At 63.7% G+C, this 25037-nt stretch carries 21 protein-coding genes; 4 read left to right on the top strand and 17 right to left on the bottom strand.

Translation table 11 applies throughout. The features are described 5' to 3' along the window. Positions 1 to 20: 20 nt before the first annotated feature. Together WIN67_RS00765 and WIN67_RS00760 are read left to right on the top strand one after the other, a co-directional pair. Complete coding sequence (locus tag WIN67_RS00765) at positions 21 to 299, top strand: antitoxin of toxin-antitoxin stability system (RefSeq protein ID WP_102882675.1); 279 nt, start codon at positions 21 to 23, stop codon at positions 297 to 299. Continuing rightward, on the top strand, positions 296 to 577 hold the full coding sequence (locus WIN67_RS00760) for a type II toxin-antitoxin system RelE/ParE family toxin (RefSeq protein ID WP_102882674.1): 282 nt from the start codon (positions 296 to 298) through the stop codon (positions 575 to 577). Before WIN67_RS00765 ends, WIN67_RS00760 begins: the two co-directional genes overlap by 4 nt. Here the strand turns inward: WIN67_RS00760 and WIN67_RS00755 are convergent. From WIN67_RS00755 to WIN67_RS00745, 3 genes are all read right to left on the bottom strand, one after another. Beyond that, positions 574 to 819, bottom strand: a complete 246-nt coding sequence (locus WIN67_RS00755) for a DUF2789 domain-containing protein (protein WP_102882673.1) — start codon at positions 817 to 819, stop codon at positions 574 to 576. The genes WIN67_RS00760 and WIN67_RS00755 overlap by 4 nt on opposite strands. A gap of 14 nt (positions 820 to 833) precedes the next feature. Next, complete coding sequence (locus tag WIN67_RS00750) at positions 834 to 1295, bottom strand: YbaK/EbsC family protein (protein WP_339070484.1); 462 nt, start codon at positions 1293 to 1295, stop codon at positions 834 to 836. Between the two features lie 116 nt (positions 1296 to 1411). Then, on the bottom strand, positions 1412 to 3019 hold the full coding sequence (locus tag WIN67_RS00745) for a glycosyltransferase family 39 protein (RefSeq protein ID WP_422394648.1): 1608 nt from the start codon (positions 3017 to 3019) through the stop codon (positions 1412 to 1414). Between the two features lie 208 nt (positions 3020 to 3227). Here WIN67_RS00745 and WIN67_RS00740 point away from each other — a divergent pair, with 208 nt between their 5' ends. Both WIN67_RS00740 and WIN67_RS00735 read left to right on the top strand, forming a co-directional pair. Next, a complete protein-coding gene (locus WIN67_RS00740) occupies positions 3228 to 5426 on the top strand; it encodes an outer membrane assembly lipoprotein YfiO (protein WP_339070483.1) in 2199 nt (732 codons plus the stop codon). Next, a complete protein-coding gene (locus WIN67_RS00735) occupies positions 5396 to 6145 on the top strand; it encodes a DUF3142 domain-containing protein (RefSeq protein WP_170002503.1) in 750 nt (249 codons plus the stop codon). The genes WIN67_RS00740 and WIN67_RS00735 overlap by 31 nt, the downstream gene beginning before the upstream one ends. 94 nt (positions 6146 to 6239) lie before the next feature. On the opposite strand, the gene WIN67_RS00730 is transcribed toward WIN67_RS00735, so the two are convergent. From WIN67_RS00730 to WIN67_RS00665, 14 genes are all read right to left on the bottom strand, one after another. Next, on the bottom strand, positions 6240 to 8705 hold the full coding sequence (locus WIN67_RS00730; protein ID WP_339070482.1) for a TonB-dependent siderophore receptor: 2466 nt from the start codon (positions 8703 to 8705) through the stop codon (positions 6240 to 6242). A gap of 97 nt (positions 8706 to 8802) precedes the next feature. Next, on the bottom strand, positions 8803 to 9756 hold the full coding sequence (locus WIN67_RS00725; RefSeq protein WP_110597170.1) for a FecR domain-containing protein: 954 nt from the start codon (positions 9754 to 9756) through the stop codon (positions 8803 to 8805). Then, a complete protein-coding gene (locus WIN67_RS00720) occupies positions 9753 to 10262 on the bottom strand; it encodes a sigma-70 family RNA polymerase sigma factor (protein ID WP_102882666.1) in 510 nt (169 codons plus the stop codon). Before WIN67_RS00720 ends, WIN67_RS00725 begins: the two co-directional genes overlap by 4 nt. 70 nt (positions 10263 to 10332) lie before the next feature. Then, positions 10333 to 11829 (bottom strand): efflux transporter outer membrane subunit, encoded by a 1497-nt coding sequence (locus WIN67_RS00715; protein ID WP_339070481.1) that lies wholly within the window; start codon positions 11827 to 11829, stop codon positions 10333 to 10335. Next, positions 11826 to 12896: an HlyD family secretion protein gene (locus tag WIN67_RS00710; protein ID WP_339070480.1), complete on the bottom strand. Its 1071-nt coding sequence runs from the start codon at positions 12894 to 12896 to the stop codon at positions 11826 to 11828. The genes WIN67_RS00715 and WIN67_RS00710 overlap by 4 nt, the downstream gene beginning before the upstream one ends. A gap of 14 nt (positions 12897 to 12910) precedes the next feature. Further along, on the bottom strand, positions 12911 to 14455 hold the full coding sequence (locus WIN67_RS00705; protein WP_306400344.1) for an MFS transporter: 1545 nt from the start codon (positions 14453 to 14455) through the stop codon (positions 12911 to 12913). Positions 14456 to 14631: 176 nt separating this feature from the next. Further along, positions 14632 to 15558, bottom strand: a complete 927-nt coding sequence (locus tag WIN67_RS00700) for a LysR family transcriptional regulator (RefSeq protein WP_110651274.1) — start codon at positions 15556 to 15558, stop codon at positions 14632 to 14634. A 215-nt stretch (positions 15559 to 15773) separates the two neighbouring features. Beyond that, positions 15774 to 16640, bottom strand: a complete 867-nt coding sequence (locus WIN67_RS00695) for an ABC transporter permease (RefSeq protein WP_339070479.1) — start codon at positions 16638 to 16640, stop codon at positions 15774 to 15776. Between the two features lie 33 nt (positions 16641 to 16673). Next, positions 16674 to 17534, bottom strand: a complete 861-nt coding sequence (locus WIN67_RS00690; RefSeq protein WP_268561967.1) for an ABC transporter ATP-binding protein — start codon at positions 17532 to 17534, stop codon at positions 16674 to 16676. A gap of 5 nt (positions 17535 to 17539) precedes the next feature. Next, positions 17540 to 18577 (bottom strand): ABC transporter substrate-binding protein, encoded by a 1038-nt coding sequence (locus WIN67_RS00685; protein ID WP_422394646.1) that lies wholly within the window; start codon positions 18575 to 18577, stop codon positions 17540 to 17542. A gap of 26 nt (positions 18578 to 18603) precedes the next feature. Then, positions 18604 to 19491, bottom strand: a complete 888-nt coding sequence (locus WIN67_RS00680) for a TauD/TfdA family dioxygenase (RefSeq protein ID WP_339070478.1) — start codon at positions 19489 to 19491, stop codon at positions 18604 to 18606. 326 nt (positions 19492 to 19817) lie between these two features. After that, positions 19818 to 21185, bottom strand: a complete 1368-nt coding sequence (locus WIN67_RS00675) for an HlyD family type I secretion periplasmic adaptor subunit (protein WP_102862544.1) — start codon at positions 21183 to 21185, stop codon at positions 19818 to 19820. After that, on the bottom strand, positions 21175 to 23331 hold the full coding sequence (locus WIN67_RS00670; protein ID WP_102882663.1) for a type I secretion system permease/ATPase: 2157 nt from the start codon (positions 23329 to 23331) through the stop codon (positions 21175 to 21177). Before WIN67_RS00670 ends, WIN67_RS00675 begins: the two co-directional genes overlap by 11 nt. Before the next feature lie 37 nt (positions 23332 to 23368). Further along, positions 23369 to 24721, bottom strand: a complete 1353-nt coding sequence (locus WIN67_RS00665) for a TolC family outer membrane protein (protein WP_102882662.1) — start codon at positions 24719 to 24721, stop codon at positions 23369 to 23371. Positions 24722 to 25037 lie beyond the last annotated feature (316 nt).

The raw sequence follows: 25037 nt of genomic DNA, 5'->3' as shown, positions 1-25037 counted from the left end.
ACTTTTTGCGGAGAACGCTCATGCCAAAGCACGCCGTCTTTACCATGAAACTCGAAACTGAACTGCGGGATCAGTTCATGGCGGAAGCACAAGCCTGCCACCGTCCGGCCTCGCAGATCATTCGCGAAATGATGCGCGATTTCGTCCAGAAGCAGCACGAATCCCGGGAGTACGAGGCATTTTTGCAGCAGAAAATTAAGCTCGCCCGAGCCTCGGTGGAAGCTCAACGCGGGCACAGCCATGAAGACATAGAAGCCGAGTTCGCTGCCAGACGCGCCAAGGCATCGAGGCTCGAATGAACATCGCCTGGGTTCCAGAAGCCGTGAAGGACCGCTCGGACATCTGGGATTACCTGTACGCCCTCAACCCAAGGGCGGCCGTTGAGATGGACAGGCGCTTTAGCGACTGCGTCGAACACCTGATCCTCAATCCACATATCGGATCTGTGGGGCTGGTGGTCGGAACCCGCGAGCTGATTCCCCACCCCAGCTATCGCTTGGTCTATCAGATCGACCAAGACAGGATCTGGATACTGACCCTGGTACACACTTCTCGCCAATGGCCACCGCTGAGCTAGCCCCCTCGCCCCCTGCGCAACAGCACATCCAACTGATCCACCACCTCCGCCCAGTCCGCATCGTCGAGCAGTTCCGTGCGCAGGAAATCCGCCTGGCTCTTGCTCCAGAAGAACGCGTCCGCCAGGTGCAACTCCGGTTTCAGCGGGGAATGGGTAGCGATGAATCGATCGATGCTCACCGGGTCATCAGCCAGCCCCAGTTGCTTGAACAGCGCCGGCAGATTGTGGGTCGGTGATTCCATGGTCTGACTCCTGATCAGTGAGACACTTCGCAAACCTGAGCGTGGGGCACCATTTTCAGATACTCAGCCATGCTCATGTGCACCAGGTTGTGGTGATTGCCGGCCTCCAGATAGATGTCTTTCTGCCGGGTCAGGCAGGGGTCGATGAAGACATCCAGGCCGTAGGATTCGCCAAGGGCCGGCACCGCGCCGCGCTCGCAGTCGTTGAACAGATGGGCCAGGGTGCTTTCCCGGGTGATCTGCCATTCACCGCTGCCGCGGACCTTGCTCAAATCCAGATGACGGCTGGCGGGCAATACCGCCATCAGGTAGTGACCGTGGTGATCGTCGAGAATCACCGACTTGGCCAGCCGCTGCGCGGGAACCCCCGCCACACGTGCGGTCTCCAGACTGCTGGCCGAGTGAGGGTGAGTTATCAGGTCAAATTCGCAATGCGCCAGCTCCAGGCTGCGTTGCACGGTTCTTGCCATACGCATGATGCACCTCGGTGCCCCGAAACCGGTTCGAGGCGGCAGGTTGACGTTCCCTCAAATGAGTCTAGGTCGGGCCAGGGTTGCCGCACCGCGCAACTTCCGAACGGCATTCAACGCACTCAGCGCGAGCTGCATAGCGCTGCCACAGAGGCGCACATGACAAACAGTCGGGCCCGGGTGCTGCCTGCGGCGAACTCGCTGACTGTGTGCCAGCCGGCCGGCAAGGGCGCGAACTCCTCGGGTTGATCGTCGGTACCCACCAGCCAGACCCGACCGCTGCCCACCGGCAACGAGCCCAGTTGATCCAGGTAGACCTCATCCGGTTGGTCGATCAGGGTGCCGAAACCATAGGCGTTCGGCCTGCCGGAGGCGCCCCCTGGCAACGGCGGCGTGTACAGCAACGGCTGAGCATCGGTGCGGTTGTAGTAGACGTAGCTCAAGTACCAGAGCATGTCGCTGATGACGATGCGGTCGCCCGGGGCGTAGTGGGTGTTGACGTAATCCACCATCACGCTGATCTGGTCGTTGACGTCGACATCGGTGTTGTTTCGCAGCCCCTGGGCTTCGATCCCCACGAAGACCAACAACAGGGCCAGGGCCAGCAGTCGCGCGGTGCGCAGCCAGCGGTCGATGACCATTGCCACGATCAACGGCAGGCCCAGGGCATAGGCCGTCAGGTAGCGTTCGATGAACACCGGGGAAATGAACGACACCGCAAACACCAGCAACAGCGGCACCAGGGTAAAACTCGTCAGCAGCCCGCCCAGCCGGGGCCGCGAGTCGTCACGCCACACGGGCACCAGGCAGACCAGCAGCATCAGCAGCGGCAACCCCACGAACAGCGGCCAGGGCAGGCTATCGCCTTCGTCCTGGAGCAACAGCTGCCAGACCATGGCCGGCAGGGACGACCAGGTCACCGCAGGTTCCCAGCCCACATCGCCACCGGCCTTCAACTCGTCCAGGTGCCGCAGCAGCTCCAGCAGCTCGGGAACCCAGGGCAGGTACAACAGCACCACCAGGGTATTGGCCAGCCACCAGACCGGCCGACCAAGCAACCGCCGACCGTCCTCGCCCCGGGCGCCCGATAGCGCCAGGTACAGCCAATGGGCCAGAACACAGAGCACCGTGAAGTAATGGGTGTAGAACGCCAGCGCCAACAACAGGCTGTAGATCAGCAGGTAGCGCCGGCGCCGAGGCTGGCGTACCCAGTACGCCAGGGCCAGGCTTGCCCCCAGCAGCAACATGCCCAGCAGGGCATACATGCGCACTTCCTGGCTGTAGCGCACGGCAGTGGGCAGCAACGCCAGGAGCACCCCGGCGAGAATCGCCGCTCGTCGGCCTGCCAGCAGCGCCACCAGCCAGACACCCAACCCCACCGTGACAATCCCCGGCACGGCGCTGAACATTCGCACCGACAAAATGCCGTCGCCAAACAGTGCGATCCAGCCATGCAGCAGCATGAAATACAGCGGCGGGTGGACATCGCGAGCGGCATGCCGCCAGATCTCTATCAGGGAATACTGGCTGAGCAACAGACTGGAACCCTCGTCGCCCCAGATGGCGGCCGCCGTCAGGTCATAGAAGCGGATGCCGGCGGCCAGCAGCAAGATCGGCAGCAACCCGTATTCCAGCACCCGCCGGGCCGCCCGCTGCAGCCCAGCGCCCTGCTGCATCATCGTCTGCGGCGACAAACGCCCGACCAGATCCGGCGCTTTGCGAAATTCCATTCCCAGCTCCCCTCACCCGCAAGACGTGGCTGCAATGACCGGCACAGCATCTTCTTTTGCCTGGAAAACCGCAAAGCCCATACAGGCCCGACAGCCGTTGGAAAACATCGGAATCTTCGCTGGCTGCATAGGTGTGCCTCCTGGCCTTCTGTATGATTCGCCCATCTTCAAGGTGCTCCCTCGCGGCTTTGCGAATTAAGGACAATTCATGCGTATCGGTCTTCTTCCATCATTGACCCTGGCCCTGGGCACCTTGTTTGCCGCCCTGGCCCAGGCCAGCTCGGACGACATCTGCTCACCGACCTGGAAGCTCTACGCCAACCAGTTGGACAGTTGCAGCAACCTGCCCTTTCTCAGCCCGGGCAACGACAGCCGGGTCAACCTGCGGCTGCTGCTGGCCGACCAGGGCAGCCTGCCCCTGACGCCCCGGCCTCTGATTCAGGATGAACTAGGCATGGGCTACGGTCCCGTGCCCTTCATGCACTATCGCCTGCACCCGGCACAGCCCGAGCTCGACCCCGCCACTGGCAACCCACCCAAACCCGGCCCCTCGCCCGCCACCGAGCAGCTCGACAGCCTGCTGCAGGCCGTGGGCCTGCGTCGCGCCAACCAGAAAACCGCCGGCGACGGCTTTCTCTCCGGAGAAGGCAGCCGCTGCCGCAGCAACTCGGACGCCAGTGCCCTGGCGTTTGTCGAGCAGCTCAACCAGGCGCAGCTGAGCCCGGAAGAACGCCAGGCCCTGGCCGAGGCCCGGGTGCAACTGCTGGCCAGCTGCTACTGGAACGCCAGCGAAATGAGCAAGCTGCTGCCGGGCAACCTGAACTCGGCGGCGGCCAAGGCGTTCGCCCGCTACCTGCAGGCCGCCGCCGACTTCTACAGCGGCCGCTTCAGCGAAGCCGGCAACGGTTTTGCCGCGCTCAAGGACAATCCCCAGCCCTGGCTGGCCGAAACCGCGGCCTACATGAGCCCGCGCACCCTGCTCAACCTGGCCCAGCAGAACGCCTTCGATGAATGGAGCATGGTCAATCTGGAGCATGTGGACAAAGCCGTCCTGCAACAGGCCGGCGCCGGTTTCGAGGACTACCTGAAGACTTATCCACAGGGCCGTTACGCCGTATCTGCCAAAGGCCTGATCCGCCGTGTGCACTGGCTGACGGGCGACACCCAGGCCCTGGCCGACGACTACGCCGAGCAACTGACCCAGGCACCCGGCACCCCGCGCAACATGCCTCTGGACGACTTGGTGGAAGAAGTCGACTACAAACTGCTGAGCCTGCCCGAAGACAACTTCAAGGCCCCTCTGCTGCTGGCGGTCAAGGACCTGATGCGCATGCGCGACGCGCCATCGGCGCCTCTGACCCGGGACGCCCTGCAACAGCAGAAGGCCCTGTTCGCCAGCCAGCCGGCGCTGTTCGACTACCTCCAGGCCGCTTTCAGCCTGTATGTCGAACAGCAACCGGCGGCGGCGCTCAAGCAACTGCCCAGCCAACTGCCGACGCAACTGGACTACCTGAGCTTCAGCCAGCAGACCCTGCGCGGCCTGGCCCTGCTGGCCCAACAGGACTGGAAAGGCGCCGAGGCGCTGTGGCTGCAACTGCTGCCCCTGGCCCAGCAACCGCTGCAACGCGAACAGCTGGAACTGGCCCTGGCCTACACCTACGAGCGCAGCGGGCAACTGGCCAAGGTGTTCGCCGCCGACTCGCCGATCAAGACCGCCCAGGTGCGCGCCATTCTCCTGCGCCAGGTGGCCTCGCCCAAACTGCTGCGCCAGCAGGCCCAGCAGGCCGACTCGCCAGCGGAGCGCAACGCCGCGCGCTTTATCCTGCTGTACAAGGACCTGACTCGCGGCCAGTACGCGGCCTTCGGCCAAGACTACGAGCAACTGCCGCCCAGCCTGCCCGACGATAGCCTTGGCGCCAGCCTGGGCTACATCTACCTCGATACGCCGCCACTGCGCGACTTCCACTGGAATGGTCCCCAGCCTGAAGGGGAACAGCCGGACTACCGCTGCCCGAGCCTGGTGGAGACGGCCGCGCTCCTTGAGCGAGACCCGAAAGCGCCGGCCGGGCTGCTCTGCCTCGGCGAGTTCATGCGCCTGAACAACTTCGACCAGATGCCCCTGGACACGCCACCGAACGCCCAGTCCCTGGGTGGCACCCAGGACACCTTCCCCGGCAAGCCGTTCTCGCGACTCGACGGCTATCAAGTGGTAATCAACAACCCCAAGGCCAGCCGTGACGAACGCGCCTACGCCCTGTACCGAGCCATCTACTGCTACGCCTCCTCCGGCAACAACCGTTGTGGCGGTGCCGGCGTCGAGCCGGCCGTGCGCAAGGCCTGGTTCCGCCAGCTCAAGGGCAAGTTGGGGGACACCCAATGGGGCCAGTCGCTGCGTTACTACTGGTGAATCCAAAACGCCTGGCCGGCTGCCTGCTGTCACTGTGCCTGTACTGGGCAGCACCAGCAGGCGCCACCGTAGACGCGGCGCAATACGACGCCTTCTGGCTGTGGAGTGGAGTCAAGACCCAGCCCGTGCTGGCCCAGGCCAAGACCCTGTACATCCTCCAGGGCCAGATCAGCCGTTCGCGGCGCCATCCGGCCAGCGGCGTCCAGCTCATCGCCCAGGGCCTGCCGGTGTCGCAACTGCCCCAGGAGCAGGTCTGGGTGGTCTACCGCGCCCACACCCTGGCCTGGCCGGAGTCGCTGTATAGCCAATTGCTTGGCCAAGTGCAGCGCTGGCATGCCACGGGCACCGCGGTGATGGGCATCCAGATCGACTTCGACAGCAGCACCCGCGACCTCGAACGCTACGCGAGCTTCCTGCGCGACCTGCGCCAGCGCCTACCGGCGCACTACCGCCTGAGCATCACCGGCCTGATGGACTGGGGCAGCAACGCCGACCCGCAAGCCATCGGCCAACTCAAGGGCGTGGTGGATGAAGTGGTGGTGCAGACCTACCAGGGCCGCCGCAGCATCCCCAACTACGCCAGCTACCTGCCGCGCCTGGACCGCATGGGCCTGCCCTACAAGGTCGGCCTGATCCAGGGCGGTGACTGGCAGGAGCCCCAGGCGCTGCGCGATAGCCCCTGGTTCAGGGGCTATGTGGTGTTTTTGCAGAATCCTTGAGAACAAGGCGGTCTGGCGGACACCTTTGCTGGCAAGCCTGCGCCGGCAAAAGCCAAAAGCGCACAACGCTCCAGCTCATCAGCCTGATGGACCCTTACCAGTCATAGGTCAAACTCGACACCATGGTCCGCCCCTCACCGTAGTAGCAGTCCCAGATGCTGGTGCACTTGGCGACGTAGGTCTTGTCGGTGAGGTTCTTCACGTTCAGCGCCAGCTTCACGCCCTTCCATTGCAGCGGCGATTTTTCCAGGTCGTAGCTCAGGCTGGCGTCGTACACGGTGTAGGACGGGATCTGGAAGGCGCCGTCGTAATCGGTGCCATAGCTGCCCTTGACGTAGCGGGTGCCGACGCCTGCGCCCAGGCCCGCCAGCGGCGTGTCGCCAAGGATCGTGTAGTTGAGCCACAGCGAGGCGGTCAGCGGCGGCATGCCGGCCGGGTGACGCCCTTCGCGCCCGTCGTTGTCCTTGGTGTACTTGACGTCGTTGCGTGACGCCGAGGCAATCACGTCCAGCGATTCGCTGAGGCTGGCCTTGGCTTCCAGCTCGATGCCACGGGAACGCACCGCGCCACTCTGGATGCTGAACCCGGGGTTGGCCAGGTCGGAGGTCAGGATGTTCTCCTGATCCAGCTGGTAGGCCGACACCTGGACGAAACTCTCCTGGCCCGGCGGCTGGTATTTCATCCCCACTTCGTACTGCTTGCCGCTGGACGGCTCGAAAGCGCTGCCCCCGACGCTGGTGCCACTCAAGGGCAGGAAGGATTCCGAATAGCTGACAAAGGGCGCCAGGCCATTGTCGAACAGGTACACCAGCCCGCCGCGCCCGGTGAAGGACTGGCTCTTGGCGTTGGTATGACCACCGTTGAGCGGCGTCTTGTTATCGGTTTCCGCCCAGTCGTTGCGACCGCCCAGCACCAGCACCCACTTCTCGTACTTGATCTGGTCCTGCACATACAGGCCGGTCTGGATGATGGTGTTGTCCCACTGGTAAGGGTTGCCGAAATTCAGCGACTGGCCGTAAGTGGGGGTGAACATGTCGAGGATCGGCGGGTTGTAGTCGTACTTGCCGTGAAACTTGGAGTTGGAGTGGTAGTAGTCCAGTCCCATCACCAAGGTGTGACTGAAAGGCCCGGTGTCGAACTCGGCCTGGGCGATGCTATCCACGCCATAGACCTTGTTGTGCTGCTTCCAATCCACACCATAACGGGTCATGTAGCGCTGGTCGTTGAGGCCGGTCTTGGGATTGCTGACGAACTTGTAGCCGTGCAGCGGCGCGCGGTAGCGGTCATCGACGTCGGCGTAGCGGGCGTTCTGCTTCAGGGTCCAGACATCGTTCAGGCGATGGGAGAACTCGTAGCCGAGGACGAACTGGTCGCGGTCGTAGGCATTGACCCCGGGCTCGCCGAGGAACAGGTCGCGGTCGATCTTGCCATTGGGGTTGGCGAACACCGTGCCCACGCTGGGCAGGCCCTGGGCCTCGGGTACGTCATTGTCCTTCTGGTACTGGGCGAACAGCGTCAGCTGGGTGTCGTCATCGGGCCGCCAGGTCAGGCTCGGGGCGATGAACTGGCGCTGACGCTGGACGTAATCGACGGCGTCCTGGCTGTCGCTGGCCAGCCCGGTCAGGCGATAGAGGAACTGCCCCTGCTCATCCAGCGGGCCGCCCAGGTCCAGGGCGACGCTCTTGTGGTCATAGCTGCCGGCTTCCAGCACCAGCTGATGCAAGGGGGTTTCGGTGGGCCGCTTGCTGACCATGTTGACGATGCCGCCCGGCTGGTTCTGCCCGTAGAGCACCGAAGCCGGGCCCTTGAGCACTTCGATGCGCTCCAGGGCATAGGGCTCGATCTGCAGGGCACCGCCGGTACTGCCGCCGCCGTAGGGCAAGTGCAGGCCATCGAGGTACATCGGCGTCGGGGAAAAACCGCGGGAGGTGGGTTCGTCGAAAATCTTCACCCGGTCGGAAAAACCACCGCCGGTCATGCCCGGGGTGTAGAGCAGCGCTTCGGTCACGCTTTGGGCGCCGCGGGCCTTGATTTCCTTGGCGCCGATCACGTTGATGGTCTGCGGAATCTCCACCAGCGCCGAGTCGGTCTTGCTCCCGGTGGCGCTGCGTTTGGCGACGATTCCCGGCACCGCGCCCCAGGCATCCTCGGTCATCTGCGTGGCGCCGATCCGGGTCGGCGCCAGTTGCAGCGCGCCGTTCTCGGCCAAAGGTTGCAAGCCCCAACTGGCCCCGGTCTGCACCGCCTGCAAACCACTGCCAGCGAGCAACGTCTGCAGGCCCTGTGCGACCTCGTAGCGCCCATGCAGGCCGGCACTGTGCTTGCCGGCCGTCATGCTCGCATCCACCGACAGGAGAATCCCCGCGGCACTGGCGAAACGATTCAGGACCTGATCGAGATTGCCGGCGGCAATCTGGTAGTCCCGCGCCTGGCTCTGGCTGCCGCTGTCGGCCTGGGCCATGCCCGGCAACACCGGGGCCATGGCCAGCAGCGCGACAAAGGCGCGGCGGCGGGCAGCGGTGCCCAGGGTCAAAATGGATGCTGTGGTCTGGTAAGGCATTCCTGAACTCCCCATGAGAATGCGTCTTGATCGGCTTTCATGGGGTATCCCGGACAGCTCGGCAGAATCGACAATCGCGCAGAAGAATTATTTGCAATCAGTCCCGCGGCTTGAGGGTCACCCAGTAGCGGGTCACCGCGTGCGCCCGCACTGGCAACGAACGTTCCAGGGCCGCGAGAACCGCATCGCTGTCCGCCAGGGGGAAGACTCCGGTGAGCAACAGGCCGGCCACCTGCTCGTCACAACGCAACAGCCCCGGGCGATAACGCGCCAGCTCGGTGACGAACTGCCCCAGGGGCTGGCGTTCGGCAATCAGCCGGCCCTGGCTCCAGCTGCTGGCATTGACCTCGGCCACTTGCCGCGCCGAAACCCGCCCGGCGCTGAACCACAGGCGCTCGCCGGCCTTGAGTTGCAGGGCCGGGGCATGCCGGGGACTGACCCGCAGCGCACCTTCGTAGAGATCGACCCGGGTGCCGCCGTCCAGCTCGCGCACGGCAAAGCGCGTGCCCAGGGCCTGGATGTCTCCGGCGGCGGTTTCGACGATCAGCGGCCGCGAGGCATCATGCCCGCTGGTGAGCAGGAGCTCGCCCTGGATCAGACGGATGCGCCGCTCACTGGCACTGAACAGCAGGTCGACGGCGCTGGCGCTGTTGAGGTCCAGGCGACTGCCGTCGCTCAGGGTCAGGTGGCGAATTTCTCCGGTGGCCGTACGCTGCCCGGCAAAGGCCGCCCGCCAAGGCTGGCTGTCCTGGACCAGGTAACCGCTGCCCCCGGCCACCAACAGCAAGCCCAACAGTTTCAGCGCCGCACGTCGTTGCGGGTCCGGGGCCTGCGCCAGCAGCACATGGGCACTGTGCTCCGGCACCCCGCCCAGGGTTTGTTGCAGTTGCTGCAAGCGCTGCCAGGCCCGCTGGTGTTCGGAGTCAGCCTGTTGCCAGGCCACGAACGCCTCGCGCTGCTGCGCATCGAGCTCCCCACCCCAATGCAGCATCAGCCATTCACTGGCCTGCTCGACGATGGCGGGAGCAATGGGTGCCTGATGCGCCTTCATTCTTCGTAAAGCACCTGATAGCAGGCCTGGATCGCACGGATCATGTACTTCTGCACCGAACTGACAGAAACCTCCAGGCGCTCGGCAATCTGGGCATAACCCAGCCCTTCGAACTGCGACATGACAAAGGCCTGGCGCACCTTGTCCGGCATGCGATCGAGCATGGCGTCGATCTGCATCAAGGTTTCGAGGATCAGTGCGCGGCTTTCCAGGGAGGGCGTCTGGGGTTCCGGCAGGTGGGCGATGCTTTCCAGGTAGGCGCGCTCGATGCGCAACCGGCGCCACTGGTCGATCACCAGATTGCGCGCGATCTGCGCCAGGTAACTGCGGCTTTCCTGGTGCCCGGGAAAGCGCCCCGACAGCAACAGGCGCAGGAAAGTGTCCTGCGCCACGTCCGCCGCATGCTCGCGATCGCCCAGGCGCTTGCGCAACCAGCTCTGCAGCCAACCGTGATGATCTCGATACAGACGATGGAGCTGGGCGTTACCGTCAGTGGTTGCTTCCATGAATGAAACTGCACACATGATTGAGAGCAATTATCATTACACTTTTTTCTCAATCCAGGCAAAAAGGCTTTCAGTGCCCCTGACTGGCGGCGTGCAGCGGATACACCGACTCCCAGCCTCCCCCCAGCGCCTTGTACAAACCGACCATGGACAGGGACACCCCCGCTGAGCTTTCCACCAGTTGCTCCTGGGTGGCCAGCAAGGCGCCCTGCACGGTCAGGACGTTGACGAAATCCACCACTCCTTCGACGTATTGCTGCTGCGCGGTACGCAAGGCGATCTGATTTTGCCGCACCGCTTCGGCCAGGCTGTCGCGGCGCAGCTGGCTGGCGTTGTAGCGGGTCAACTGGTCGTCGATTTCGTGCCAGGCCCGCAGCACAGTCTGCTGATAGGCCAGGGCCGCTTCCTGCTGCTGGGCCTCGCGCAACTGGAGCATGCCGCGCAAACGACCACCGTCGAACAGCGGCAGGCTGAACTGCGGGCCGATGCCGAACTGGCGGGAGCTCCAGGAACCAAAATCTGCCAATTGCAGGGCCTGGGAACCGAAGTTGCCGGACAAGGTAATGCGCGGATAGAAATCCCCCTTGGCCACGCCGATGCTGGCCGTCGCGGCATGCAGCCGTGCCTCGGCCTGGCGGATATCGGGGCGGCGTTCGGCCAACTGCGACGGCAGGCCGATGGCCACTTGGCTCGGGGGTTGGGGCACCGGCGCGTCACTGGCCAACACCTGGTGCAGGGCCTGGGGCGGCTCGCCCAGCAGCAGGCTCAGGGCGTTGATCAACTGCGCCTGACGCTGCTGCAACTCCGGCAGCCGGGCCTCGATGGTCGCAACCTGGGCCGCCGCTTCGGCCACATCCAGGTCAGTGGCCACGCCATCGGCCAGGCGCAGTTGCGAGAGTTTCAGACTGCGCCGGGCAACCTCGAGGTTCTGCTCGGTAACGGCTCGGGTGCTCTGCACGCCACGCAGTTGGATGTAGTCCTGAGCGACCTCCGCCAGCACCGACAGCAGCACCCCGCGCCGGTCGTTCTCCGCCACTTCCAGGGTCGCGTCGGCGGCCTCGGTCTCGCGCCGGACCCGGCCCCACAGATCCAACTCCCAGGCGGCGGAAAAACCCGCTTCCCAGAGATTGAAGGCTGACTTGCCGTTGTTCCCCGAGGGGTCGCTCAAGCCTTCGCCACTGTTGCGCTTGCGCCCGTAGCCGCCATTGGCCGCCGTGCTTGGGTAGCGCTCGGCGGTGATCACCAGGCGTGCCGCGCGGCTTTGCTGCAAGCGACTGCTGGCCAGTTGCAGGTCGAGGTTGTCGCTCAGGGCGCGGCGACTCAGGGCCGACAGTTGCGGATCGTTGAACACCTCCCACCAGCGCTCCTGCATGGCACTGTCCACCGCCTGGCTGGCGGCGGCCTGTGCAGGGGCCGACCAGGCCTGGACCTGAGTCGCCTGGGGCCGCTGGAAATCCGGGCCGACGCTGCAGGCGCCCAGCGCCAGCAGGCTCAGCACCAGCAATGCAGGGCGCCACGAAAGGTGCCTTGGCAACGAACTCTCTTGGATCTGCCGCTCGATACTCATCGCTGGGTCACCTCGCGGGCACGGGTGGTGGAGCTGTGGGTGTCCACGCTGGCTTCCACCGACATGCCGACCCGCAGGCGCTCGGCCATGGGCTGGTTGGGGTCCAGGAGAATCTTCACCGGAATGCGCTGCACCACCTTGGTGAAGTTGCCGGTGGCGTTGTCCGGCTTGACTGCGGCGAAGGTCACGCCGGTGGCCGGGGCCAGACTCTCGACGCGGCCATGCAGGGTTTCGCCGCCCAGGCTGTCGACCCGGACTTCGACCGCCTGCCCGGCGTGCATGGCGGTGAGCTGGGTTTCCTGGAAGTTGGCCAGCACATAGGCCTGCTGCAAGGGCACCACGGCGAGGATCTTGCTGCCGGGAGTGACATAGGCGCCAACCCGTACCGCGCGCTCGCCGACCATGCCGTCCACCGGGGCGACGATGCGCGTGTAGGACAGCTCGTAGCTGGCCATTTCCAGGGCTGCCTGGGCCCGCTTCAGGCTGCCTTCGGCGGCGTCGCGCTGGGCGGTGAGGATTTCCACCTGCTTGCGTTCCGCCGCCAGGGCCGCGGTGGCGGTGGCCACGCGGGCACTGGCCTGGTCGATGCGGGTCCTGGCTTGCTGGGCGTTCTGCACCGTACCGGCGCCGACCCCGGCCAGGTGGTTGTAGCGGTTCAGCTCATGCTCGGCAAAGGCACGCTCGGCCTGGGCCGCGCTCAAGGCCGCCCGGGCCTGGGCAATCACCGAACTCTGCCGGTCCAGGGTGGCCCGGGCGTTCTGCAACTGGGCCTGGGCCACCAGGGTTTCGGCATCCGCCGCCTGGGCCGCGGCCCGCAGGTCACGGTCATCGATCAGCGCCAGCAGTTGCCCGGCCTTGACCTGCTGGTTGTCCTCCACCAGCACTTCCTTGATGAACCCGGCCACCCGCGGCGCCACCAGGGTGTAGTCGGCGGCGATGAAGGCGTCGTTGGTGCTCTGCTCGCTGGAGCGGCCGAACAGGCCCGGCATCACCAGGTAGGCCAGCACGCCAAGGGCCGCTACCGTCGCCACGGCGACGGCGATTTTGTCTTTGCTCTGGATCGTCATAAAAACCTTCTCGTTCAAGTGGGCGCCCGCGGTGGATAGATCCGCGTCGGCAGCCAGAAAATCAGCAGGATCAGCGCAGCGGCCACCCCTGCCATGCAGAAATACAGATCGGCGGAGGTCAGCACCAAGGCTTGCTGGTGCAGGCGCTGGGCCAGCCCGGGCACCCGGTCGTCCACCAGGGGCGAATTGCCCAGGCGGTCCACCAACATCGTCGAGTGGAAATGCAAACGGTGGGTGGTGAGCACATCCAGCACCCCGGTGGCGACCACCGCCGCCAGGCCTTTCACGGTGTTGAACCAGGCCGAAGCAAAGGGCCCCTCCACCGGCGTGATGCAGCCGGTGGACAGCATCAGCAACGGCATCACCGCCATCGGCTGGCCGAAGACCTGCAGCAATTGCAGCCCATAGAAATCGTCACGAATCCAGGCCGAGGTCAGGTGCGTGCCCCCCAGGCAAGACAGCACCAGCATGCCCAGGCCGATCCCCAGCACCCAGCGGCAGTCGACCCAGCGCAGGTTGCACAGGGCCGCCACCAGGGGCAGGGCCAGCAGTTGCGGCAAGGCCATCACCAGCATCACCGGGGCGGTCTGCAACGGTCGATAGCCCTGGACCTGAGCCAGGTAGGCCGACGGGATGATGATCACTGCGGTCAATACCACCAGCACCCCGGCCAGGGTCAGCAGGGCGAAGGACAGGTTGCGGATGCCGAGCATCTGCAGCTTGAAGAAGGGAATCGGCTGCGACCATTCGTTGATCATGAACAGCACCAGCAACACCAGCCCGCCGACCAGCAGCACACTGATCAGCGGCGACTCGAACCAGTCCAGGCGATTGCCCTGAAGGATGCCGATCACCAGCATGCAGATCGCCGGGAAGCCCAACAGCAGCCCACGCCAGTTGAACTGCTTGCAACGCTCCAGACGCAACGGGTCCTGAGGCAGGCCGTAAGCCACCGCCGCCATGGCCAGCAGACAGGGCGCCACCACCTGCCAGAAGGCCCAGCGCCAGCCCACGTACTCGGTCCACAGTGCCGCCAGGGGCGTGCCCAGGCTCGGGCCGAAGGTGGCGGTCAGGGCATAGCCGGCCAAGCCGTAGAGCTTGACGTTGGCCGGCAGGAACCGCAGGGCCACGGTCATCAGCATCGGCGGCAGCGCGCCTCCGGCCAGGCCTTGCAGAGTGCGCAGCAGCAACAGGCTCTGGTAGTTGGGGGCGAAGGGGCACAGCACCGCCAGCAGGGTGAACAGCGCAATGGCGCAGAGGGTGAAACGCCGCAGGGAAAAGGTCACCGAGCACCAGGGCGCGAAAGCCATGGCCGCCACCGAGGTGGCGGAGTAGCACGCCACCAGCCAGGTGCCTTCGTCGAATCCGATGAACAACGCGCCGCGGATATCCGCCAGGGCGATCTTGGTCACCATGTCGTTGAGACCGGAAACCAGCACCACCAGCAGCACACCCACCAGGCCGATGATGATTCGCGGTCCGAAGACCGGTGGGGCAATGGCTGCCGGCTTGCTGGCGGCTTCAACCGAAGCGGGCGCAGCGACAGCGAGAGAACTCATGGAAATACTGCTCCAGACAAGAAAACCAGAGCAGTTTATGAACAGCCAGCACTGACGAAAACTGACTTATCGACACTTTATAAGTGCACCAAACGCAACAATTAACCCTATTGACCGTAGGAGCTGGCTTGCCAGCGAAGAGGCCATCAAGATCGCTTTCGCCGGCAAGCCGGCTCCTACGAAGAGGCCGGCTGGGCTTCTTGCCAGGTGGCCTGGCAGGAGCTGCGCAGGGTTTCGCGGAACCATTTGTGCGCCGGGTCCTTGTCGTAGCGCGGGTGCCAGGCCTGGGTCAGGACCAGGGTCGGCAGGGAAATCGGCAGGACAAAGGAGCGCAGGCGCAGGCCCAGGCGCGAGACGCTGAGCAATGTTTCCTGGGGCACCGGCAGGATCAGGTCCGAATCCGGCAGCATGAACATGGCGGCGTGAAAGCCCGGGGCAATCAGCGGCACTCGACGCTCCAGGCCCAGCTCCGCCAGCGCCGTATCGATCGGTCCACGGGCAATGCCTCGACGCGACATGCTGATATGGGGAAACGCGGCAAAACGCTCGGCGGTAATGTCTTCGTCCAACAATGGATGGCCTTCACGCACCAGGCCGACAAAGGCCGTGGTGAACAGGTTCTGCACCTTCACTTCCGGGGTCAGGGGCCGGGTGTTGCTGATCCGCAGGTCGATCCGCCCCTCCCGCAGGGCCTCGTCATCGCCATCGCCTTCCGGCACAAAGCGCAGCTCGCACAAAGGCGCCTGACGCTCCAGGGTGTCGATGAGGCGACCGCCATAGACGCCGACGAAAAAGTCGTTGGCGCGTACATTGAAGCGCCGCCGCAACGACAACAGGTCGACCTGGTCCGCCGAGCGAAACAGCAGCGCCGCCTGCTCCACCAGATCACGCACCTGGCTGCGCAGCTCCAGGGCCTTGGGGGTGGGCACCAGGCCACGCCCGGCACGCACCAGCACCGGGTCGCCCAGGGCTTCGCGAATCCGCGTCAGGGTCCGGCTCATCGCCGCTGGGCTGAGGTTCATGCGTCGTGCGGCGCCGACTACGCTGCCCTCGTCCAGCAGGGCATCGAGGGCGACCAGAAGGTTCATATCCGGGAGTTGCATGCTGAGCACTCATGACTGATCAGGGATGATCCAGACGCAATGCTAGCAGGCTTGGCGCCGAGGAAAATGAGAGAGATCAATCCTTACCCGCGAACCCACTGCCCGCGTAGCAGCCGGCTTGCCGGCGAATGGGCCTTCAAACCTTGCATCGCCCTTGAGGACGCCTTCGCTGGCAAGCCAGCTCCTACAGTCGGAGGGGCTGCGGACGAGGTAGCTCAGCGTTGCATGCCCCAACGTTTCACCGTGATGCGCTCCAGAGTGTCGAAGATCAGGTTCTCCACCAACAGGCCGATGAGGATCACCACCGCCAGCCCGGCAAAGACCTTGTCGGTGTACAGCTCGTTGCGGTTCTGGAAGATGTACCAGCCCAGGCCGCCCTTGCCGCTGGTGGCGCCGAACACCAACTCAGCAGCGATCAGGGTGCGCCAGGCGAAGGCCCAGCCGATCTTCAGCCCGGCCAGGATCGACGGCAGCGCCGCCGGGATCAGGATGAACAGCACCAGGCGCAGGCCCTTGAGGCCGTAGTTGCGCCCGGCCATGCGCAGGGTTTCCGAGACGCCGAGAAACCCGGCGTAAGTGTTCAGGGCCAGGGCCCAGAGCACCGAATGCACCAGCACGAAAATCAGGCTGTTCTGCCCCAGGCCGAACCACAGCAGCGCCAGAGGCAGCAGGGCAATGGCCGGCAACGGGTTGAACATCGAGGTCAAGCTACTCAGCAGGTCACGGCCAAACTGGGTCGAGACCGCCAAGGTGGTCAGGGCGAACGCCAGGACGATACCGATCAGGTAGCCCTTGAGCAGCACCACCAGGGAGATGCCCACCTTGCCCAGCAATTCGCCGCTGAGCAGGCCCTGGTAAAGAGCGCTGGCGGTCTGCACAAAGCTGGGCAGCAGCAGGTCATTGTTCTGGTAGCGGGCCACGGCTTCCCACAGCAGCGCCAAAAGGATCAGGATCAGGCCCTTGCGCAGCCAGCCCTGTTGCCAGAGTCGCTGGCCCAGGGGCAGCTCTCGTTCCAGCGGGACTTGCAGCAAGGGTTGCAGGACAACTTCGTATTCTTCGCGCACGGGGGATGACTGGCTCATCGGGCGTTCCTCGTTCAACGGTGGCCTGACGGCTCAATAGGCGATACGGATATCGGCGAAATCCAGCTGGGTTTCGGTGTCAGGCCCCTGGCCTTCATCGAACAGCAAGCGATGAATACGCTGCGCCGTCTGCTGAAAAGCTACGCCGCCCAGGCTTTGCAGGTCGTACTGGTGGCTGTGGACTTCCGCCCGCACCCGCCCCGGATGCGGCGACAGCAAAAGGATGCGATTGCCCACCACCAGCGCCTCCTCGATGGAGTGAGTGACGAACAGCAAGGTGAAGCGCACTTCCTCCCAGAGCAGCAGCAACTCCTCCTGCATCTTGCGCCGGGTCAGGGCGTCGAGGGCCGCGAAGGGCTCGTCCATCAGCAGGATCTTCGGCTGCATGGCCAAGGCCCGGGCAATCGCCACCCGAGCCTTCATGCCACCGGACAAGGTGTGTGGATAGGCATCGGCGAAAGCCGCCAGGCCGACCTTGGCCAGATAGTGCAGGGCGCGCTCTTCGGCCTCGCGGCGGCCGAGGGTTTTCGACGCCAGCAAGGGAAACATCACGTTCTGCTTCACGGTTTTCCAGGGCGGTAGCTGGTCGAACTCCTGGAACACCACGATGCGATCCGGCCCAGGCTGACTGACTCGCCGCCCCTGCAGGCGAATCTCGCCCTCGCAAGGCTGGATGAACCCGGCCACCGCCTTGAGCAGGGTCGACTTGCCGCAGCCCGAAGGCCCCAGCAGGACAAAACGATCGGCTGGATCAACTTCGAAACTCACCCGGTGGGTGGCCCGCACCACGCGCTGCGGGGTGCGGTATTCCAGGCTGACTTGATCCACCGCCAACAGCGTCTCGGCGATGGCGGTGAGGTTGCTGGCCGTGTGGCCTGGCAAGGGGGCGTTCATGGCCATCAGCTCCCTTGCAGCGGTTTGGCATCCTGGAAGAAGTAGTCCTTCCACGACTGCGGCTTGTTCTTGATGGCGCCGACCCGGTGCAGGAACTCCGCCAGCGGGTAGGTGTTTTTCGGCGTCACGCTGAATTCGAACTGCGGGTTGTCGATGATCTTCAGCAGCGCGGCGCGGTCGATCTTGGCCTTGGTCACACGAATGTAAGTGTCGGCGGCCGCGCCCTTGTCGTTCTGGGCGAACTCGGCAGCTTCAGCCAGGGCTTCGACGAAGGCCTTGTAGGTTTTCGGGTTGTCGTTGCGGAATTTTTCGGTGGCGAACAGCACCGTTGGCGAGTTCGGGCCCAGCAGGTCGTAGGTGTTGAGCACCACGTGCACATTGGGGTTCTCCAGGGCCTGATCCTGGAACGGCGGGTTGGAGAAGTGCCCGGTCAGCTCGGTGCCGCCGGCAATCAGCGCGGCGGTGGCGTCCGGGTGCGGCACGGCGATGGTGTACTTATCCAGGCGATTGAATTCCTGGTCGCCCCATTGCTTGGCCGCGGCGTATTGCAGGAAGCGCGACTGCACCGAGACGCCCACCGCCGGCACCGCGATGCGGTCCTTCTCGGTGAAGTCGGCGATGGTCTTGACCTGGGGATTGTTGCTCACCAGGTAGTAAGGGAAGTTGCCCAGGGACGCCACGGCCTTGACGTTCTGCCGGCCGTGGGTGCGGTCCCAGATGGTCAACAGCGGGCCGACGCCGGCTCCGGCAATGTCGATGGAGCCCGACAGCAACGCGTCGTTGACCGCTGCGCCGCCGGACAGCTGGGTCCAGTCGACCTTGATGTCGATGCCCTCTTGCTTGCCGTGCTTTTCGATCAGGTTCTGGTCACGCACCACGTTGAGCAACAGGTAGACGATGCCGAACTGTTCGGCGATGCGGATCTGGCCTTCGGCCTGGGCGGCGGCGGGCGCCACCAGGCTGCCGGCCAGCAGACTGAAACCCAGGCCGATGGCCGTGGCCAGCTTGCCGAGGCGGGGAATGAAGGGAATGGATAAGGACATGATGATTCTCCTGCCGTGCCGGCCGATCAGTAAGGGGCGTCGCCCTGGATGGTGGTGCGATACAGCTTGCGGCGCAGGTGACTCGGGCAACCGGCGGCCAGGTGGATCAGCGAGCGGTTGTCCCAGAACACCAGGTCGTGGGGCTGCCATTGGTGGCGGTAGACGTTGTCCGGCAGCACGCTGTGGGCGTACAGCTCGGCCAGCAATTGGGCGCTTTCGTCTTCCGGCAGGCCGACGATGCGGGTGGTGAACCCCTCGCTGACGAACAAGGCCTTGCGGCCGCTTTCCGGGTGGGTGCGGACGATGGGGTGCACCACCTCGGCAACCTGGGCCAGTTGCTCCGGGGTCAGGGTCGGGCGCCAGTTGCCCTCGAACTTGGTCTCGCTGTAGCGGGCCGTGTAGGAGTGGGCGGCGCTGCGGCCCTGCACCGCCTTGCGCAGGGCCTCCGGCAGGGTGTCCCAGGCTTTGTGCATGTCGGCGAACAGGGTGTCGCCACCTTCGGCCGGCAATTCCTGGGCGTGCAGCATCGAGCCCAGGCTCGGCAGTTCCTTGTAGGACAGGTCCGAGTGCCAGAACTTGCCGGCATCCCCCAAGCCAATGGACTGGCCGTTCTCGATGATGTTGGAAACGATGAGGATTTCCGGGTGCCCGGCCAGCAGGAACTGCTTGAGCACATGGATCTGCAGCACGCCGAAGCGGCGGCTGAAGGCGATCTGTTGTTGGGGGCTGATGCGCTGGTCGCGGAACACCACCACGTGGTGATCCAGATGGGCGCGGTGGATGCGGGCGAAGTCCTGGTCATTGACCGGCCGGGACAGGTCCAGGCCGATAATCTCGGCGCCCACGGCGCCGCTGAAGGGACGGATTTCGAAGGCTTGTGCAGCGATAGGCGCGGCACTGGCTGATGCAGACATGACTTAAAACTCCCGCGCAGGCGCGCCCAGGGCGCGCGCGTCGATCAGAAACTCACGGAGATCCCGTGTGGGTTCATTTCGTGCGGCGCGCCGATTGGTCGGCAGGTACGCAGGGAGTCGACTTTATAGATATAAGAAAGCGAATTTAAATACCGTTAGCGAATAACGATATGTTGATTCGAGCGACGCGATACCTGGGGCCGCTGCGCTGTCGACGGCTCGATGAGACGAACTGTAGGAGCCGGCTTGCCGGCGAAGGCGCTCTCACGGGCCCCTTCGCTGGCAGCCAGCTCCTACAAGGCTGGCAAGGTCGTTTTTTTCACGGATCAGCGCTCGTGCAGGGCTTCAGCGCGGGCGCGGATGATCGGCTTGAGCAGGTAGCTGAGGATGCTCTTCTTGCCAGTGATGATGTCCACCGAGGCGACCATCCCGGGGATGATCAGCAGCGGTTTTTCATCGGTGCCCAGGTGGCTGCGGTCGGTACGCAGCTTGATCATGTAATAGGTGGTTTTCTTGTCTTCGTCGGTGATGGTGTCGGCACCGATCTGCTCCAGGCGGGCCTTGAGGCCGCCGTAGATGGTGTAGTCATAGGCGCTGAACTTGACGATCGCTTCCTGCCCCGGGTGCAGGAACGCGATGTCCTGGGGACGGATCTTGGCTTCCACCAACAGGGTGTCGTCCAGGGGCACGATCTCCACCATGTCGCTGCCCGGCTGGATCACGCCACCGATGGTGTTGACCATCAGTTGCTTGACGATACCGCGCACCGGCGAGGTGACCAGGGTCCGGCTGACCCGGTCTTCCAGGGCCTTGCCGGTGGCGCTGGCCTTGTTCAGTTCGGTGCGCGCCTCGTTGAGCTGGGTCAGGGCCTCGCTGCGGAACTTGCCGCGGGTTTCATCGATCTTGCGCTGCACTTCCTTGATCGCCGATTCGGCACGGGGAATCGCCAGGGTGGTGGCGTCCAGCTGGCCGCGGGTTTCCACTTCGGCACGCTTGAGCCGCAGCACTTCCACCGGTGATACCGCGCCCTGGGCCACCAAAGGCTCGGACATGGCAATTTCCTGGCGTTGCAAACCCAGCTGCTGACGGTACTGAGCCTGCTTGGAGGTGAACTCGCGCAGCTCCTGTTGCTTCTGGATCAGCTGTTCCTGGAGGCCGCCAATTTCGTCATGCAGTTGCTGGCGACGACTTTCATAGAGGGACTTTTCGCTGGCGGCCTGGCCGGGGACTTCCTTGAGCACGTCCTCGGGGAAATTCAGCGCCCGGTCATCGACCTCGGCGCTCAGGCGCTCGACCCGCAGCAACATGGACAGGCGCACAGTCTCGGTCTCGCCGACGTTGGACTGGAAGCGCGTGTCATCCAGGCGGATCAGCGGCGCTCCGGCCTCCACCACCTGGCCTTCCTTGACGTACAGCTCGGAGACAATGCCGCCTTCCAGGTTCTGGATCTTCTGCACCTTGGACGACGGAATGGCCTTGCCCTCGCCCTTGGTCACTTCGTCGATGACCGCGAAGTTGGCCCACAGCACCAGGAACAGGAAGAACGCGATGATGCCCCAGATGGTCAGGCGAATGACCCGAGGCGCATCTTCGATCAGGGCCTTGTTGACCTCAGGCAGCGGCTGCCCCTGAAGAGAATCGGTGCCTTTGAAATAGCGGCGGATCGAGTCCTTGAATCCCGACTTAAGCAACACTGATCTGCCCCTTCTTCAACGCTTCCATCACCACCGCTTTCGGGCCATCGGCCAGGATCTGTCCACGGTCCACCACCAACAACCGATCCACCAGCGACAACAGCGACGCCCGGTGAGTAACCAGGACCACGGTCTTGTTCTGCACCACTGACTCCAGGCGCTGCTTCAGGCGTTCTTCACCGGTGTTGTCCATGGCGCTGGTGGGCTCGTCGAGCAACAGGATCTGCGGGTTGAGCAACAGGGCACGGGCCAGGGCGACGTTCTGACGCTGGCCACCGGACAGGTTCTGTCCACGCTCGCCCACCTGCAGTTCATAGCCTTGCGGGTGCAGCCGGGCAAATTCGTGAACCCCCGCCAGTTCGGCGGCTTGCAGCACCAGCTCGTCTTCAACGTAGCGGGCACCGGAGGTCAGGTTGTCCCGCAGGGTGCCGGCCAGCAGCTGGATGTCCTGAGGCACGTAGCCAATGTTATGGCGCAACTCGCTGACATCGATCTGGCGGATGTCCACGCCGTCCACCAGCAAGGCACCGGAATCGGGCTGGTAAAGCCCTACCAGCAGCTTGGCCAGGGAGCTTTTGCCCGAGCCGCTGCGGCCGATGATGCCGACCTTCTCGCCTGGCTTGATCACCAGATTGATGTTCTTCAGCGCCGGGTTCTGCTGCCCCGGGTAGGTGAAATTCAACAGCCGGCATTCGATGGCGCCCTGCAGCACGCTGCGGCTCAGGGGACGCTCGTCGAAATTGCGCTCCTGGGGCAGCTCCATCATCTGGTCCACCGAGGTCATGGTGACGCGGGCCTGCTGGTAGCGGGTCAGCAAGCCGGACAGCGAGGCCAGCGGGCTCAGGGCCCGGCCGCTGAGCATGTAGCAAGCGATCAGCCCGCCCATGCTGAGGTTGCCGTCGATGATCTGGTACACGCCGAAGATGATCATGATCACCCCGGCCAGTTGCTGGATCAGCAAGGTGATGTTCATCGCCAGGCTGGAGAGCATCTTTACCCGCAGTTCCAGGCGGCTGAGGGTGCCAATGGTCTGCTCCCATTGATACTGACGCTCGCTTTCGGCGTTGTTGACCTTGACCGCGTCCAGCCCGGCCAGGGTTTCGATCAGGCTCGACTGACGCTCGGCACCCAGGGCCATGGTTTTCTCCATGGTCGCCACCAGGGGCTTCTGCAAGGCGTAGCCGATACCCAGGGCGATGGGGAACGCCAGCACCGGAATCCACACCAGGTGGCCGCCCAAGATGGCGATCACCAGGAAGATCAGCAGGGTGAACGGCAGGTCAATAAGACTGGTGAGGGTCAGGGACGCGAGAAAATCCCGCAGGCTCTGAAACTCATGGATGTTCTGGGCGAAGCTACCGACCCGAGCCGGGCGGTACTTCATGGCCATGCCGACGATGCGCTCGAACAGCGTGGCGGAAATGATCAGGTCGGTCTTTTTCCCCGCCAGGTCCAGGCACAGGCTGCGCAGACTCTTGAGGATCAGGTCGAAAATGTAGGCGCCCATGATGCCAATGGACAGCACCCACAGGGTCGAGGTGGTCTGGTTGGGGACTACCCGGTCGTAGACATTCATCACGAACAGCGGCGCGGCCATGGCGATGATGTTGATCAGCAGGCTCGCGGCGATGGCGTCGGCATACAACCAGCGCGAACGCTTGAGGGTGTCGCGGAACCAGGAGCGGGCCCGGGGAATCAGCGATCCGTGATTGACGTCGAACTTGTGCTGGGGCTGGGCAAAGAACACCTGGCCGCTGTAGTCGTCGGCCAGTAGCTGGCGATTGACGCAGACTTCACCGCCGTCGCTTTCGCTGAGCAGCAGCCGTGCCTGGTCCTCACCTTGCCAGCCCAGAAGCACTGCGCTGCGGCCGTCCTTGAGCAATAGCAGGGCGGGCATCGCGATGGTCGGAATCTGCTCGAGCTTGCGACGTAAAACGCGCCCCTGCAGCCCGGCCCGGGCCGCCGCACGGGGCAGCAGCTCGGCGCTCAAGCGCTGTGACGGCAATGGCAGACCCGTGGTCAGCATGGCCGCACTGGCGGGCTTCTGATGCAGGAAGCAAAGGGTCAGCAGCCCATCCAGCAGGGGGTCGTCATGCATGCCGCGCGGATCATGACTGAGTTGCACACGACTGACTTCTGGTTCCACGCTGGACACTCTTGGCTGGCAATAGGATGAAAGTAGCTCAATTCATCCCAGGCAGCTGGACCTTGGGCTTCGCATCGTTCTGCACGACAGAAGCCATAGGTGCGACCACTCCCTGGCTCTTGAGCAACTCGCCCATGGTCGCCTTGATTCGATACTGAGTAAATAACTGAATGTTCTGGATCTCGGCCAAACGCCGGGAGGCGGTGAACAGTTCGTTTTCGCTGTCGAGCAAGTCCAGCAGGGTACGTTCGCCCAGACTGAACTGCTTCTGGTAGGCGGTGCGCACCGCCATGCTGCGATCAACATATTGCTGGGCGATCGGCACCTGGGCGTTGGCATTGTTCAAGGCGTTCCAGGCCAGGCCCAGTTCTTCGTTCAGTACCCGCAGGGCGTTGTTGCGGATATCCAGCGCCTGGTTGGACTGGTAGGCCTTGGACTCCAGATCGGCCTTGTTGCTGCCGCCGGCGAACAGGTTGAAGCGCATGCGCAGCATGGCCTGCCATTCATTGTTGTGGCCGTTCTGACCGTCGAGGTCGTTGTCGGCGGTGCGTCCCAGCTCAGCATCGAAACGTGGGTAGAACGCCGATTTGGCGGCGTCGTACTGCTTCTCGGCAGCGACAATATCGGACTCGGCGGAGCGCAGGATCGGGCTGTTTTCCAGCATCTGACGGCGGGCCTCATCGAGGTTGGCCGGCAGCATCGCCATAAAACTGGCAGGGCGTTCCAGTTGATCCGGCATCTGCCCTACCGCACTCAGGTAGTTGGTCTGGGCGTCGGCCAGGTTGGTCTGCTCGGTGATCAGGTTGTTGCGGGCCTGGGCCATGCGCGCTTCGGCCTGGTCAAGGTCGGCGCCACTGCCCACGCCACGCTGGGTGCGCAGTTTGATCTGGTCGTAGATGCGTTCGTGATTACGCAGATTGTCTTCTGCCAGTTGCACGAATTGACGACGGGTCAACACATCCAGGTACACCTGGGCCACGGTCAGCGCGGTGCGCTCGGAAGTACCCAGCAGGGAATAAGCCCGAGAGTTGACGGTGGCTTGTTGACGCCCCACTTCGCTGGACGTGGCAAAACCGTCAAAAACCATCTGTTGGAGACGTAAACTTGACTCGCTACGGTTCAGGGTTTCCCAGTGATTGCTGCCAGTACCTGCACGAGTACTAGGGTTATCGGTCCCTTCGCGACCGTAGCCAGCGAGCATATCGACACGCGGCAAATAGCCACCCTTGGCGGCTTTAAGTTGATAGTCGGCGGCTAGACGGCTGTTTACCCCGGCTTGAATTTCCGGGTGCACATCCAGTGCTTTCTGCATGGCTTCGGGGAGTGTTTGTGCCTGCACGAAACTGGCAGCTAAGGCGAACGGCAGGGCCTTGAACAGGTGAAAACGCATGGTAAGAATTTCCCTCGGACAGCATGTCCAGAAACACGTCATAACGTGGCGTCACATCGAATGATTGCAACCACAACGACCGTCCGTCGGAAAGTTCAAACTAAGAACTGATTCACACACTTCAAGTCAGGTTACTGCACGAATATCAATGTGACATTAATTCGGCGATTGTTTAGGATGGCACCCAGAAGGTCAATAGTTTGGCATAAAGTTAATCCCGAAAAAATCTAGCCAAAATATTGACGACTATACTGTCAAATACCCGTTCCCAATTACACAGCAATGTACCTCCAGACTGAGTTGCGGCCCGCGCCCA

It is taken from the genome of Pseudomonas idahonensis (assembly GCF_037903935.1).
In the GTDB taxonomy this organism is placed as follows: Bacteria; Pseudomonadota; Gammaproteobacteria; order Pseudomonadales; family Pseudomonadaceae; genus Aquipseudomonas; species Aquipseudomonas danubii.
This window is presented reverse-complemented; position numbering and strand designations above follow the sequence as displayed.